Source organism: Enterobacter hormaechei subsp. xiangfangensis (genome assembly GCF_001729785.1).
In the GTDB taxonomy this organism is placed as follows: Bacteria; Pseudomonadota; Gammaproteobacteria; order Enterobacterales; family Enterobacteriaceae; genus Enterobacter; species Enterobacter hormaechei_C.
In genome coordinates this window covers 2536216-2550024 of record NZ_CP017183.1, presented here as the reverse complement: position 1 = coordinate 2550024, position 13809 = coordinate 2536216, and the positions used below count along the sequence as shown (strand labels likewise).

At 55.2% G+C, this 13809-nt stretch carries 14 protein-coding genes and 1 other annotated feature; of the genes, 8 read left to right on the top strand and 6 right to left on the bottom strand.

Annotated elements, in window-relative coordinates; all coding sequences use genetic code 11:
• Positions 1-2: 2 nt before the first annotated feature.
• The 3 genes from trpD to trpL form a co-directional block, all read right to left on the bottom strand.
• On the bottom strand, positions 3-1598 hold the full coding sequence (trpD, locus tag BFV63_RS12270; protein ID WP_003856782.1) for a bifunctional anthranilate synthase glutamate amidotransferase component TrpG/anthranilate phosphoribosyltransferase TrpD: 1596 nt from the start codon (positions 1596-1598) through the stop codon (positions 3-5).
• Entirely contained in the window at positions 1598-3160 is a 1563-nt protein-coding gene (locus BFV63_RS12265) for an anthranilate synthase component 1 (protein WP_045346340.1), read from the bottom strand. Before BFV63_RS12265 ends, trpD begins: the two co-directional genes overlap by 1 nt.
• A gap of 23 nt (positions 3161-3183) precedes the next feature.
• Positions 3184-3278, bottom strand: a sequence feature (Trp leader region).
• Complete coding sequence (trpL, locus tag BFV63_RS23060) at positions 3255-3299, bottom strand: trp operon leader peptide (protein WP_071524153.1); 45 nt, start codon at positions 3297-3299, stop codon at positions 3255-3257. It overlaps the preceding feature by 24 nt.
• Positions 3300-3426: 127 nt before the next feature.
• Between trpL and rnm the strand changes: the two genes are divergently transcribed.
• The 3 genes from rnm (at position 3427) to rluB (ending at position 5910) form a co-directional block, all read left to right on the top strand.
• The gene (rnm, locus tag BFV63_RS12260; protein WP_023314252.1) at positions 3427-4320 is read left to right on the top strand and encodes an RNase RNM; all 894 of its coding nucleotides are present in this window, start codon (positions 3427-3429) and stop codon (positions 4318-4320) included.
• The gene (locus tag BFV63_RS12255) at positions 4317-4937 is read left to right on the top strand and encodes an L-threonylcarbamoyladenylate synthase (protein WP_003856793.1); all 621 of its coding nucleotides are present in this window, start codon (positions 4317-4319) and stop codon (positions 4935-4937) included. Before rnm ends, BFV63_RS12255 begins: the two co-directional genes overlap by 4 nt.
• A gap of 97 nt (positions 4938-5034) precedes the next feature.
• Positions 5035-5910 carry a 23S rRNA pseudouridine(2605) synthase RluB gene (gene rluB, locus BFV63_RS12250; RefSeq protein WP_003856794.1) on the top strand — a complete coding sequence of 292 codons (876 nt, stop codon included), beginning with the start codon at positions 5035-5037 and terminating at the stop codon, positions 5908-5910.
• 36 nt (positions 5911-5946) lie between these two features.
• On the opposite strand, the gene cobO is transcribed toward rluB, so the two are convergent.
• Positions 5947-6537 carry a cob(I)yrinic acid a,c-diamide adenosyltransferase gene (cobO, locus tag BFV63_RS12245; RefSeq protein WP_048240656.1) on the bottom strand — a complete coding sequence of 197 codons (591 nt, stop codon included), beginning with the start codon at positions 6535-6537 and terminating at the stop codon, positions 5947-5949.
• Positions 6534-7295 carry a YciK family oxidoreductase gene (locus BFV63_RS12240; RefSeq protein WP_048240657.1) on the bottom strand — a complete coding sequence of 254 codons (762 nt, stop codon included), beginning with the start codon at positions 7293-7295 and terminating at the stop codon, positions 6534-6536. The genes cobO and BFV63_RS12240 overlap by 4 nt, the downstream gene beginning before the upstream one ends.
• Before the next feature lie 252 nt (positions 7296-7547).
• Here BFV63_RS12240 and sohB point away from each other — a divergent pair, with 252 nt between their 5' ends.
• Positions 7548-8594 (top strand): protease SohB, encoded by a 1047-nt coding sequence (sohB, locus tag BFV63_RS12235; protein WP_048240659.1) that lies wholly within the window; start codon positions 7548-7550, stop codon positions 8592-8594.
• Positions 8595-8629: 35 nt separating this feature from the next.
• Here sohB and BFV63_RS12230 read toward each other — a convergent pair whose 3' ends face one another.
• Positions 8630-8881 carry a YciN family protein gene (locus BFV63_RS12230; RefSeq protein ID WP_003856804.1) on the bottom strand — a complete coding sequence of 84 codons (252 nt, stop codon included), beginning with the start codon at positions 8879-8881 and terminating at the stop codon, positions 8630-8632.
• Between the two features lie 398 nt (positions 8882-9279).
• On the opposite strand from BFV63_RS12230, the gene topA reads away from it, so the two are divergent.
• From topA to BFV63_RS23185, 4 genes are all read left to right on the top strand, one after another.
• Positions 9280-11877, top strand: a complete 2598-nt coding sequence (gene topA, locus BFV63_RS12225) for a type I DNA topoisomerase (protein WP_003856806.1) — start codon at positions 9280-9282, stop codon at positions 11875-11877.
• 186 nt (positions 11878-12063) lie between these two features.
• Positions 12064-13038, top strand: a complete 975-nt coding sequence (cysB, locus tag BFV63_RS12220; protein WP_033486857.1) for an HTH-type transcriptional regulator CysB — start codon at positions 12064-12066, stop codon at positions 13036-13038.
• Positions 13039-13374: 336 nt separating this feature from the next.
• On the top strand, positions 13375-13515 hold the full coding sequence (locus BFV63_RS12215; protein ID WP_213083754.1) for a YmiA family putative membrane protein: 141 nt from the start codon (positions 13375-13377) through the stop codon (positions 13513-13515).
• A gap of 8 nt (positions 13516-13523) precedes the next feature.
• Positions 13524-13688, top strand: a complete 165-nt coding sequence (locus tag BFV63_RS23185; protein WP_162183706.1) for a YciX family protein — start codon at positions 13524-13526, stop codon at positions 13686-13688.
• The last annotated feature ends 121 nt before the right edge of the window (positions 13689-13809 follow it).

The following is a 13809-nucleotide window of genomic DNA, read 5'->3' as shown; positions in this document are numbered from 1 at the left end:
ATTTACCCTCTTGCCGCAAGTGCGGTAACGCGATCGTAAGCTGCACCGGAGCGCAGTACGGCCAGAACTTTTTGGGCGTTGGCTTTCAGATCTTCCTCGCCATGTAAACGCATCAGCATGGCTACGTTGGCCGCCACGGCGGCCTCATGGGCGGCCTCACCTTTACCTTGTAATAAGCGCGTGAGAATGTCACGGTTTTCTTCCGGCGTGCCGCCCGCCAGGGCGTCCTGATGGTACGGGGTCAACCCGAAGTCAGCGGCCTCAAGCTGATAGTTCAGCACTTCGCCGTGATTCAGTTCCGCCACCAGCGTGGGCGCATGCAGGGAAACTTCATCCATCCCGCCGCTGTGTACCACGGCGGCGCGTTGGTAACCGAGGACGCGCAGCGTCTCCGCAATCGGCAGGACCAGCTCCGGGCTGTAAACGCCAATCAGCGCCAGCGGCGGGTGCGCCGGGTTAATGAGTGGACCGAGCACGTTAAACAGCGTGCGGGTTTTAAGCTGCTGGCGAACCGGCATCGCGTGGCGGAAACCGGTGTGATACTTCGGCGCAAACAGGAAACAGACGCCCAGGTCATCCAGCGCTTCACGGGAACGCTCGGCGTTCATGTCCAGGTTGATACCGAAAGCTGCCAGCAGGTCGGACGATCCTGAACGGCTGGACACGCTGCGGTTGCCGTGTTTCGCCACTTTCAGACCGCATGCCGCGGCCACAAAGGCGCTGGCGGTGGAAATATTGATACTGTTACTGCCGTCGCCACCGGTCCCGACAATATCGGCAAACGGGTAGTCCGGGCGCGGGAACGGGGCGGCATTTTCCAGCAGCGCGGTTGCGGCACCGGCGATCTCCTGCGGGCTTTCGCCGCGCACTTTCATGCTCACCAGCGCAGCGGCCAGCTGCTCAGGCTTCAGCTCGCCGCGCACGACGGCGGAGAACAGCTGGTGGCTCTCCTGCTGGCTCAGGGTCTGAGCCTGATACAGTTTTTCCAGAATCGGTTGCAGGGTGTTGGTCTGCTCCAGCTTTTGCAGCGCCCAGTCGAGCGTTTGCTCCAGCAGGCGCGCGCCGTTGGACGTCAGGATAGATTCCGGGTGGAACTGCATCCCGCAGACGCGATCCGCATCATGACGCACCGCCATCACCATCCCTTCAAACGAGGCGTTAATGGTCAGCCCGGCCGGAATGTTGCTGCCAACCAGCGAGTGGTAACGCGCTACCGGAAGCGGGTTCGGCAGCCCGGCAAACATCGCCTGACCGTCATGTTCAATACTTGACGCTTTGCCATGCAGGATCTCCCCCGCCTGACCCACGTAACCGCCGTAGGCTTCGACAATCGCCTGATGGCCAAGGCAGATGCCGATAATCGGCAGCTTGCCGCGCATACGGGTCAACAGCTCAGGCATACAGCCTGCTTCGCTCGGTGCGCCTGGGCCCGGGGAGAGCATCAGCACCGGGTTTTGCATGGTCGCCAGACGGTCAATCAGCGTCTGGGCCGGAACGTGGTTGCGATAGATAACGACATTGTGACCATTCGCACGCAGCTGATCTGCCAGGTTGTAGGTAAAGGAGTCGATATTATCGAGCAGCAGAATGTCAGCCATCAGAAAATCTCCTGTGCATGGTGTGCGGTAGCAATGGCGCGCAGTACCGCGCGCGCTTTACTGCGGGTTTCGTCGGCTTCCGACTGCGGAACAGAATCCAGCACAATTCCGGCCCCGGCCTGGACGGTGGCAATGCCGTCCTCAACGTAGGCGGAGCGGATCACGATGCAGGTATCGAGGTCACCGTGAGCGGTGAAATAGCCCACGGCACCACCGTAGCTGCCGCGACGGCGTCCTTCCGCTTCGGCGATCAGCTGCATAGCGCGGACTTTCGGCGCGCCGCTCAACGTGCCCATGTTCATGCAGGCGCGGTAGGCGTGCAGGACGTCGAGGTCGTGGCGCAGCTCACCCACCACGCGGGAGACCAGGTGCATGACGAAGGAGTAGCGGTCGACTTTGGTCAGGTCCGCCACGTAGCGGCTGCCAGGCGTGCAAATGCGTGCCAGATCGTTACGCGCCAGGTCAACCAGCATCAGGTGTTCGGAGAGCTCCTTATGGTCGGTACGCATTTCCAGTTCAATGCGGCTGTCGAGATCGCGGTCCAGGGAGCCATCGGCACGACGGCCGCGTGGGCGGGTTCCCGCTATCGGGTAGATCTCAATCTGGCGGCTGGTGGCGTCGTACTTGAGGGAGCTTTCCGGCGACGCGCCAAACAGGGTGAAATCATTGTCCTGCATAAAGAACATGTAAGGGCTTGGGTTGCTCTTTTTAAGCACATCGTAAGCCGCCAGCGGCGACGGGCAGGGCAGTGAGAAGCGACGGGACGGCACCACCTGGAATATCTCCCCGGCACGAATCGCTTTTTGCATCTGACGCACCACCGCGCCGTACTGATCGTCGGTCTGACTCACCTCGCAGGTCATCTTTTCAACACGCTGCACCGGGAGTGCGGGCGGTGCTTCCGACATCTGCTGTTGCAGTTGGGCGATGCGCTGCGCGAGGCGATTTTTCTCAGACGCAGACGGCGTGTACAGGCTGGCCTGGATGCGGGTGTATTTTCTCTGATGGTCGATCACCAGCAGGGTTTCGGCCAGGTAGAAGCAGTAGTCCGGGCAGCGGTTACCCTGCTCGGTTTGGGGTAAATCTTCAAAGCCAGCAACCAGGTCGTAAGCAAACAGCCCGCCAAAGAACATTGCTTCGCGCTCATCTTCCGGTACGGCCACCAAATTTTGCAGCAGACGGAAGGCGTCAAAAACGGAGAGCGAGCAGAGGCGGGCATCCTCATCCAGCAGCTGGCTTACCGGTGGGAAATGCAGAATTCTCAGGTCCGGATGACGCTCATTTTCAATACCTGAAGGCAGAGCCGCATCCAGCAGCGGCAGCAGCGACGCGCCATTCTCAGATAACGCCTTAATAGTGACAGTATCACCCGCTGCGGTAATGCGCAGCGCGCTGTCAACCAGCAGCAGGCTTTTGAGATCGTCCTTGCTGTCGATATCAGCAGATTCCAGCAGCAGCGTCGCAGGACGTGCACCGCACACCTGATGAAACAGCGCGGTAGGGTTATGGCGATAGGCCGCCTCGCAGGTCAGCAGTTCGAGGTGGGGTTTGGCTGTTTGCATGTTGTTGTTCTCATATTCTGTTCAAAAAAAAGCCCGCTGGGTAGCGGGCTGGGTATCTGTTTGCTTATCGCAGACGCGTGACACTGCCCGAAGATCAGGAAGTACGCCACCAACCGTGCAGAGCGAAATGTGCTGTCATTTTCAGATACCTTTCTCGTGTGAACTTGCGTACTAGTTAACTAGTTCGATGGCGTGTTGTCAACCCCTGATTTCAGTATTTCACGGTTAGTCGGTATCATAGGGGCTTCGGATGTCTCCAACCTGTTATGGGAAGTGCTTTGAGCGATACCACCTACGCCGTAATTTATGATTTACACAGCCATACGCAGGCTTCAGATGGCCTGCTGACACCCGAAGCCCTGGTCCATCGCGCCGTTGAAATGCGTGTCGGCACGCTGGCAATAACCGATCACGATACCACTGACGGCATTCCCGCCGCGCGCGCCGAGATTGTCCGCAGCGGACTGGCGCTGGATCTGGTGGCCGGGGTTGAGATCTCGACGGTCTGGGAAAACCACGAAATTCATATCGTTGGCCTGAACATCGATACAGAACATCCGGCCATGCGTGCTTTTTTGCAAGAACAAAAAACACGCCGCAATCAACGCGCGGAGATGATTGGCGAACGTCTGGAAAAAGCGCATATTCCCGGTGCGCTGGAAGGCGCGCGAAAGCTGGCGAACGGTGGGGCGGTGACGCGCGGCCATTTCGCCCGTTTTCTGGTGGACGCTGGTAAGGCGACGACCATGGCGAATGTCTTTAAAAAGTATCTGGCGCGCGGGAAAACCGGATACGTTCCCCCACAGTGGTGTACAATAAAACAAGCTATTGATGTGATTCATCATTCTGGCGGTAAGGCCGTGCTGGCCCATCCGGGGCGGTATAATCTTTCTGCTAAATGGCTGAAAAGACTGCTGGCACACTTTGCCGAATGCGGCGGTGAGGCGATGGAAGTTGCCCAGTGTCAGCAGGCACCCAATGAACGTTCGCAGCTCGCGACCTACGCCCGTCAGTTTGGCCTGCTTGGCTCACAGGGTTCAGATTTCCATCAGCCCTGCGCGTGGATTGAACTGGGGCGCAAGCTCTGGTTACCCGCGGGCGTTGAGCCTGTCTGGCAGCTCTGGGAACAGCCACAGCAAATTGAAGAGAGGGAAGTATGAGTCAGTTTTTCTATATCCATCCGGATAACCCCCAGCCACGTCTGATTAATCAGGCCGTGGAGATCGTCCGCAAAGGCGGCGTTATTGTCTACCCAACCGATTCTGGCTATGCGCTGGGCTGTAAAATCGAGGACAAAGGGGCGATGGAGCGCATCTGTCGCATCCGCCAGCTGCCGGACGGCCACAACTTCACCCTGATGTGTCGCGATCTCTCTGAGCTGTCGACCTATGCTTATGTTGATAACGTGGCGTTTCGCCTGATTAAGAACAACACGCCCGGTAACTACACCTTCATTCTGAAAGGGACAAAAGAGGTACCGCGTCGTCTGTTGCAGGAAAAACGTAAAACCATCGGCATGCGCGTGCCGTCGAACCCGATTGCCCAGGCGCTGCTTGAAACCCTCGGCGAGCCGATGCTCTCCACATCGCTGATGCTGCCGGGCAGTGAGTTTACCGAGTCCGACCCGGAAGAGATCAAAGATCGTCTGGAGAAGGTGGTGGAGCTGATTATTCATGGCGGCTATCTTGGCCAGCAGCCGACCACCGTGGTGGATCTCACCGAAGATGCGCCAGAAGTGATTCGTGAAGGCGTGGGCGATGTTAAGCCTTTCTTGTAAGGGTGTAAGCAGATATACTACGCGGCCATCAAAGCAGGGCGCCGCCCTGTTTTTGACCTGATTCGACGCCTGTGAAGGCGACACCTGAGGAAGCTCAATGAGCGAGAAGTTACAGAAAGTGCTGGCGCGTGCCGGCCACGGTTCGCGCCGTGAAATCGAAGCCATTATTGAAGCAGGCCGCGTGAGTGTGGACGGTAAAATCGCCACGCTCGGTGACCGCGTTGAAATCGTACCGGGGCTGAAGATCCGCATTGACGGCCATCTTATCTCCGTGAAAGAGTCTGCTGAACAGATCTGCCGCGTACTGGCTTACTACAAGCCGGAAGGCGAACTGTGTACCCGCAACGATCCGGAAGGCCGCCCGACGGTGTTTGACCGTCTGCCAAAACTGCGTGGCGCCCGCTGGATTGCCGTAGGGCGTCTGGACGTGAATACCTGCGGCCTGCTGCTGTTCACCACCGATGGTGAACTGGCAAACCGTCTGATGCACCCGAGTCGTGAAGTGGAACGTGAATACGCCGTTCGTGTTTTCGGCCAGGTTGATGAGAATAAACTGCGCGACCTGTCGCGTGGCGTTCAGCTGGAGGACGGCCCTGCGGCGTTCAAAACCATCAAGTTTACCGGTGGTGAAGGCATTAACCAGTGGTACAACGTTACCCTGACAGAGGGACGTAACCGCGAGGTGCGTCGTCTGTGGGAAGCGGTCGGTGTCCAGGTGAGCCGTTTGATTCGCGTCCGCTATGGCGACATTCTGCTGCCGAAAGGCCTGCCACGTGGCGGCTATACCGAACTGGATCTGACGCAAACCAACTACCTGCGCGATCTGGTTGGCCTGACGCCAGAAACCACGTCGAAAGTAGCGGTAGAGAAAGATCGTCGTCGCATGAAGGCGAATCAGATCCGCCGTGCGGTGAAGCGTCACAGCCAGGTTAGCAGCAATCGCCGCTCTGGCAGCCGTAATAACAACGGTTAATCGAAAAGCCCGGTGAATATACCGGGCTTTTTTTCTTCAGTAATCTATCCCCATTTGCGCTTTGATACCCGCATCGAACGCATGCTTAACCGGACGCAGCTCGCTGACGGTATCGGCCAGCTCCAGAATATCCCGATGACACCCGCGCCCCGTGACGATAACCGTCTGATGCGCTGGGCGGTTTTTCAGGGCAGCCAGCACGGCCTCCAGAGGCAGATAGTCGTAGGCGACCATATAGGTGATCTCATCCAGCAACACCATGTTAAACGACGGGTCAGAGAGCATCCTTTTGGCATGCTCCCAGACGGCGAGGCAGGCTGCGGTATCGGTTTCCCGGTTCTGGGTATCCCAGGTAAAACCGGTCGCCATCACCTGAAACTCAACGCCATGCGGCTCGAGCAGATTACGCTCGCCGTTGGGCCATTCACCCTTGATAAACTGGATCACGCCCACTTTCTGCCCGTGCCCGACTGCGCGGGTGGCGGTACCAAATGCGGCGGTGGTTTTGCCTTTACCGTTGCCGGTAAACACAATGAGGATCCCGCGCTCGTCCTGAGCGGCCGCCACGCGTGCATCAACCTGTTCTTTCAGACGCTGCTGGCGCTGCTGATGCCGATCTTCACTCATTGCGATATCCCCGGTTTGCGGCCTGGCTGGGCATCGAATGTCATTCCGGTTTTACGACGGCTGTCGTCACCCATCAGCCACAGGTAAAGAGGCATAATATCGGCCGGGGTTTTAAGCTTTTGCGGATCTTCTGTCGGGAAGGCGCTGGCACGCATTTTGGTGCGCGTACCGCCCGGGTTAATACAGTTAACCCGCAGGTGGCGGCTTTGGTACTCTTCGGCCAGCACCTGCATCATTCCTTCGGTGGCAAATTTTGAGACGGCGTAAGCCCCCCAGTTCGCACGCCCCTGACGCCCCACGCTGGAGGAGGTAAAGACCAGCGAGCCGGAATCGGAGTTGAGTAATAAAGGAAGCAAGGCCTGGGTCAGGAAAAACGTCCCGTTGACGTTAACCTGCATCACCTGCTGCCAAATCTCCGGATCCTGTTCATCCATCGGGCGCACTTCGCCCAGTAACCCCGCGTTGTGCAGTACGCCATCCAGACGCGGATAATGTGTGCTGATACGCTGGGCAAGGGCCTGACATGACGCTGGCGTACAGGTCAGCAGATCGAGCGTATACCAGGGCGTGGGGTTACCGCCGGCGTTTTCGATTTCACGGGCGACGGCCTTGAGCTTTTCTTCATTACGTCCCAGCAGAATAAGGCTCGCACCGTATTCAGAATAGGTCAGCGCCGCTTCGCGACCAATCCCGTCGCTGGCACCGGTAACCAGAATGATGCGGTTCTGTAGAAGGTTTTTTTGTGGCTGATAATGCACGGTGGCTCCTCAGGCGCATTGGGCGTGACTTGCACCTTTATTTATGACTTTTCGGCTTTATGCCCGAAACAGCGTCAGAATTCAATCAGTCTACAGGACAGATCGCTGGGAAATTAACAATTTGCAAAGATTTAAACCAGAAACGGGGGATTCCTGAAGCCGCCTCGCAGAGGTAATGTCCAGAGCGAGACGCCTGCGCAGGGCTGTTGTACACTGGCGTGAAAGATTCGTGGTTAAATCAAGGTGGAACGCGTGGAATTACTTTCTCAGTATGGGTTGTTTTTGGCCAAAATCGCGACGGTGGTTATAGCTGTCGCGGTGATTGCCGTCCTGATTGTCAACCTGACGCAGCGTAAGCGTCAGCGTGGTGAGTTACGCATTACCCGCCTGAGCGAACAGTATAAAGAGATGCAGGAGGAGATGTCTCTGGCGCTGCTTGACGATCATCAACAGAAGCTGTGGCTAAAAGCCCAGAAGAAAAAACATAAGCAGGACGCCAAAGCTGCGAAGGCGAAAGCTAAACTCGCCACGCCACAGGCTGACGCAAAACCGCGCGTCTATGTGCTCGATTTTAAAGGTAGCATGGATGCGCATGAAGTCTCCTCACTGCGTGAAGAAGTGACGGCGGTGCTGGCCGTGGCGACAGTCCAGGATCAGGTGGTGGTACGCCTTGAAAGCCCGGGTGGCGTAGTGCATGGGTATGGACTGGCGGCTTCGCAGTTACAACGTCTGCGGGATAAACAGATCCCGCTCACCGTAGCGGTAGATAAGGTCGCGGCGAGTGGCGGCTATATGATGGCGTGCGTGGCGGATAAAATCGTCGCGGCACCGTTCTCCATTATCGGCTCGATTGGGGTAGTCGCGCAGATCCCTAACTTCAATCGTTTCCTGAAAAATAAAGAGATCGACATTGAACTGCATACGGCGGGCCAGTACAAACGTACGCTGACGCTGCTCGGCGAAAATACCGAAGAGGGACGGCAGAAATTCCGGGAAGATCTGAACGAAACCCACCATCTGTTCAAAGATTTCGTGCACCGCATGCGCCCAACGCTGGACATTGAGCAGGTGGCTACGGGCGAACACTGGTACGGCACGCAGGCGCAGGAGAAAGGGCTGGTGGATGAAGTGGGTACCAGCGACGACCTCCTGCTCAACCTGATGGAAGGCCGTGAGCTGGTGGGGGTGCGCTTCACCCGACGTAAGCGCCTGCTCGACCGTTTTACCAATAGCGCGGCAGAAAGCGCGGATCGCCTGCTGCTACGCTGGTTGCAGCGCGGACAAAAGCCGCTGCTGTAAAGAAAAACGCGAGGCAGATGCCTCGCGTTTTCGTTTTAATCGACCAGGTGGTACTTCTCTGAGAGGGTATGCGCCAGGTATTTAAACATGTTAAATACGGCGGTGCTTTTTGGGGTGGGTAATCCTTGTTCATCAAGGAAGTATTCACCGCTGAACACCAGCACGCCATTACGTTGTTCCACGCCAGTCGCTTCAATCCCCGCCAGGGTGTCTTCATGGTCGCGAATGAGTTTGTTTGCTTCGATAAGCAGTGAAGCTCGGTCAATGGGTTGGGTCGTATTCTGCATATTCCACTCCTTAAACAGTGACAATAGTCTACGCCTGGGTCGCTTCGGGGGCAAATTTTCCCTGTTATCCGAGGGGATAAGGAACAGGGGCTGGCTGGCGGGATTTGCTTTTGCATGCTAATAAAGTTGCGTAACGAATTTTATCAGGTACAGTGTGCGCTTTCGTCATTCTGGCAACAGAATTGCTTGACATTCGACCGGGAATTCGTCACGAATGAACTTTGATGTGAGAAAAATACCCGAAAACTCAATGACCTGGATGTCGCCATTCTGACGTTCGGTAACACATAGGGGTTGATATCCCCTGACGACGTCGCAATATCAATGGCTCGTCGTCAGCGGAAGGGAAATCAACGTGCGGCGTATTCCTGGAAGAATTAAATTAGGTAAAGGTGAATATGGGTAAAGCTCTCGTCATCGTTGAGTCCCCGGCAAAAGCCAAAACGATCAATAAATATCTGGGCAATGACTACGTGGTTAAGTCCAGCGTTGGTCACATTCGCGACTTGCCGACCAGTGGCTCAGCCAGCAAAAAGAGCGCAGACTCTACCTCCACCAAAGGGGCTAAAAAGCCTAAAAAGGATGAACGTAGCGCGCTTGTCAACCGCATGGGTGTTAACCCATGGCACAACTGGGATGCACATTACGAAGTGCTGCCAGGCAAAGAAAAAGTCGTTAACGAGCTGAAACAGCTTGCTGAAAAAGCAGACCACATTTATCTCGCAACCGACCTTGACCGCGAAGGGGAGGCCATCGCATGGCACCTGCGGGAAGTGATCGGGGGTGATGACAAACGCTACAGCCGTGTAGTGTTCAACGAAATTACAAAGAATGCGATTCGTCAGGCGTTTGAAAAGCCGGGTGAACTGAATATCGACCGTGTTAACGCTCAGCAGGCGCGTCGCTTTATGGACCGCGTTGTTGGCTACATGGTCTCGCCGTTGCTGTGGAAAAAGGTCGCTCGCGGCCTGTCTGCGGGGCGTGTGCAGTCTGTTGCTGTTCGTCTTGTTGTTGAGCGTGAACGCGAGATCAAAGCGTTCGTCCCGGAAGAGTTCTGGGAAGTGGATGCGAATGTCACCACGCCGGGCGGCGATGCGCTGCCGTTGCAGGTGAGCCACCACAACGACAAACCGTTCCGACCTGAAAATCGCGATCAGACCATGGCCGCCGTGGCGCTGCTGGAAAAAGCGCGTTATCAGGTTCTGGATCGTGAAGACAAACCGACCAGCAGCAAGCCTGGCGCACCGTTTATCACGTCAACGCTTCAGCAGGCGGCGAGTACGCGTCTGGGTTACGGCGTGAAGAAAACCATGATGATGGCCCAGCGTTTGTATGAAGCGGGTTACATCACCTACATGCGTACTGACTCCACCAACCTGAGCCAGGACGCTGTCAACATGGTGCGCGGCTATATCGAGGACAACTTCGGTAAGAAATATCTGCCGGACAGTCCTAATCAGTACGCCAGCAAAGAGAATTCTCAGGAAGCGCACGAAGCGATTCGACCTTCTGACGTTTCGGTTCTGGCAGAATCGCTGAAAGATATGGAAGCGGACGCCCAGAAGCTGTATCAGCTGATCTGGCGCCAGTTCGTAGCCTGCCAGATGACGCCAGCGAAATACGACTCCACCACGCTGACCGTCGGCGCGGGTGATTTCCGCCTGAAAGCGCGCGGCCGTATTCTGCGCTTCGACGGCTGGACAAAAGTGATGCCTGCGCTGCGTAAAGGTGATGAAGACAGAACGCTGCCTTCAGTCAACAAAGGTGACGAGCTGTCGCTGGTTGATCTGGTCCCGGCTCAGCACTTCACCAAGCCACCTGCGCGCTTTAGCGAAGCATCGCTGGTGAAAGAGCTGGAAAAACGCGGCATCGGTCGCCCGTCCACCTATGCGTCAATCATTTCGACCATTCAGGATCGTGGATACGTTCGCGTTGAGAACCGTCGTTTCTATGCTGAAAAAATGGGGGAGATTGTCACCGACCGTCTGGAAGCGAACTTCCGCGAGTTGATGAACTATGACTTCACCGCGCAGATGGAAGACAGCCTTGATGAGGTTGCCAGCCATAAGGCAGAGTGGAAGAAAGTTCTCGACAGCTTCTTCAGCGATTTTACCAATCAGCTTGAGAAAGCCGAGAAAGATCCTGAAGAGGGCGGCATGCTGCCGAACCAGATGGTACTGACGAGCATCGACTGCCCAACCTGTGGCCGTAAAATGGGGATCCGTACCGCGACCACGGGCGTGTTCCTCGGTTGCTCTGGTTATGCGCTGTCGCCGAAAGAGCGTTGCAAAACCACCATCAACCTCGTGCCGGAGAACGAAGTTCTCAACGTGCTGGAAGGGGACGATGCGGAGACTAACGCACTGCGCGCCAAACGCCGCTGTAAGAAATGCGGCACGGCGATGGACAGCTACCTGATCGATCCAAAACGCAAACTGCACGTTTGTGGCAATAACCCGACCTGCGATGGTTATGAGATCGAAGAAGGTGAGTTCCGCATTAAGGGCTATGACGGTCCGATCGTTGAGTGTGAGAAATGTGGTTCCGAAATGCACCTGAAAATGGGACGCTTCGGTAAGTACATGGCATGCACCAACGACGACTGTAAAAACACGCGTAAGATCCTGCGTAACGGTGAAGTTGCGCCGCCGAAGGAAGATCCGGTTCCGCTTCCTGAGCTGCCGTGCGAGAAGTCAGACGCGTATTTCGTGCTACGTGACGGCGCTGCCGGGGTATTCCTGGCGGCCAACACCTTCCCGAAATCGCGCGAAACCCGTGCGCCGCTGGTAGAAGAGTTGTACCGCTTCCGTGACCGTCTGCCGGAAAAACTGCGTTACCTGGCCGATGCGCCACAGCAGGATCCGGAAGGCAACAAAACCGTGGTGCGCTTCAGCCGTAAAACGAAGCAGCAGTACGTGGCGGCAGAGAAAGAGGGCAAAGCGACCGGATGGTCAGCCTTCTTTGTCGACGGGAAATGGGTTGAAGGCAAGAAATAATCTTTCCTTACCGTAACTTACCTGTGAAAGGGCCGGACTTCCGGCCCTTTTTTATTACGTAGTTATTATTTTTTGTTCCGTACTATACAGCCTGGCTATAAATGATATAGTGGTTATAGTTAACCCGTTTTTTATTATCAAATCGTCTTAAGCGATTGACGCATGCGCTAAATCGGATGGTCTGGCATGAAATTACAGCAGCTTCGCTATATCGTTGAGGTCGTCAATCATAACCTCAATGTCTCTTCCACCGCAGAAGGTCTTTATACCTCTCAGCCCGGCATCAGCAAGCAGGTGCGTATGCTGGAGGATGAGTTAGGTATTCAGATATTTGCCCGCAGCGGTAAGCACCTGACGCAGGTCACGCCGGCTGGACAGGAAATCATACGCATCGCACGGGAAGTGCTCTCCAAAGTCGACGCCATTAAATCCGTCGCCGGGGAACATACCTGGCCCGATAAAGGTTCTCTGTATATTGCCACCACGCACACCCAGGCGCGTTATGCGCTTCCCGGGGTGATCAAAGGTTTTATCGAACGCTATCCCCGCGTTTCCCTGCATATGCATCAGGGCTCACCGACGCAAATCGCAGAGGCCGTGTCTAAAGGCAATGCAGACTTCGCTATCGCGACGGAAGCGCTCCATCTGTACGATGATCTGGTCATGCTCCCGTGCTACCACTGGAACCGCTCTATTGTTGTGACCCCGGATCACCCGCTGGCGGGGAAGGATGAAGTGACAATCGAAGAACTGGCGCAATACCCGCTGGTGACCTATACGTTCGGCTTTACGGGCCGGTCTGAACTGGACACCGCGTTTAACCGCGCCGGATTAACGCCACGGATTGTCTTTACGGCGACGGATGCGGACGTCATAAAAACGTATGTGCGTCTGGGCCTGGGCGTTGGGGTTATTGCCAGCATGGCGGTGGATCCTGTCTCAGACCCGGATCTGGTGCGTCTGGATGCGCATGATATTTTCAGCCACAGCACCACCAAGATAGGTTTTCGTCGCAGCACGTTCCTGCGCAGCTATATGTATGATTTTATTCAACGCTTCGCGCCACATTTAACGCGCGACGTGGTGGATACAGCTGTAGCGTTACGCTCCAATGAAGACATCGAAGAGATGTTTAAAGACATTAAACTTCCCGCCAAATAATCACACCCGGTATCTTTCTGGTACGGAAAGATACCGTCATTCCCCTTTAAACCTGAATTAGAATTATCATCATCTACGTCCACTGTCATATATCGTCATAACCCATTAAATGACTATGGTTTTACTGTCGCAAATTTGCGACAAAAGTAGAAACTAATTTACAGGTGTGCAAATTATTCTTTTCAATTATTTATTTCGGGTCAAAAGATTGAATTTTCCCAGGCCCAGATACGTAAATTCACTGGCTTTTCGGCTAAAGTTTCTTTAGGATTTATCTCATCAGATGATTACTTGTGCCAATTGTTTGGTCTCTAAATGATAAGCGATGTCGATTGTATGAGGTTAGCAATGCCGTCAGGAAGTGAAGAACCGCAAAGGGATCCCGCGCTTAAGCGTAAAGCCTGGCTGGCGGTCTTTCTTGGCTCTGCCCTGTTCTGGGTGGTGGTTGCTCTTCTTGTCTGGAATTACTGGGGTTGATTATGGTCATGACGGTGCGTACAGAAGCGAGAAAAGAGATGTGTCAGCTTCGTGACAATGCTCACAAAGCCCGTAAGGCGCCAGCAACCAGCGTGCCAGCTTCCTGGAAACTGACGCCACAGCAGCAGGCCTTTATTGATGTGTTCGCGGAAGACGAACCCAAAAAACAATAATTTTGAATTTTGCGTAATGATGCAAATAGTCTGAATAAAGACTGTGCGCTTTTGTACTCCTTAATAAATACACATCAGCAATATAGAACGAGGGCAGACCTCGCAACCTTAAATAATTAAA

Coding starts and splice junctions, on each gene's coding strand:
- trpD (WP_003856782.1), bottom strand. CDS start 1,598: ATGGCTGACATTCTGCTGCTCGATAATATCGACTCCTTTACCTACAAC.
- BFV63_RS12230 (WP_003856804.1), bottom strand. CDS start 8,881: ATGCAGAATACGACCCAACCCATTGACCGAGCTTCACTGCTTATCGAA.
- topA (WP_003856806.1), top strand. CDS start 9,280: ATGGGTAAAGCTCTCGTCATCGTTGAGTCCCCGGCAAAAGCCAAAACG.
- BFV63_RS12215 (WP_213083754.1), top strand. CDS start 13,375: ATGAGGTTAGCAATGCCGTCAGGAAGTGAAGAACCGCAAAGGGATCCC.
- BFV63_RS12255 (WP_003856793.1), top strand. CDS start 4,317: ATGAGTCAGTTTTTCTATATCCATCCGGATAACCCCCAGCCACGTCTG.
- cysB (WP_033486857.1), top strand. CDS start 12,064: ATGAAATTACAGCAGCTTCGCTATATCGTTGAGGTCGTCAATCATAAC.
- rnm (WP_023314252.1), top strand. CDS start 3,427: ATGGGAAGTGCTTTGAGCGATACCACCTACGCCGTAATTTATGATTTA.
- cobO (WP_048240656.1), bottom strand. CDS start 6,537: ATGAGTGAAGATCGGCATCAGCAGCGCCAGCAGCGTCTGAAAGAACAG.
- BFV63_RS23185 (WP_162183706.1), top strand. CDS start 13,524: ATGACGGTGCGTACAGAAGCGAGAAAAGAGATGTGTCAGCTTCGTGAC.
- rluB (WP_003856794.1), top strand. CDS start 5,035: ATGAGCGAGAAGTTACAGAAAGTGCTGGCGCGTGCCGGCCACGGTTCG.
- BFV63_RS12265 (WP_045346340.1), bottom strand. CDS start 3,160: ATGCAAACAGCCAAACCCCACCTCGAACTGCTGACCTGCGAGGCGGCC.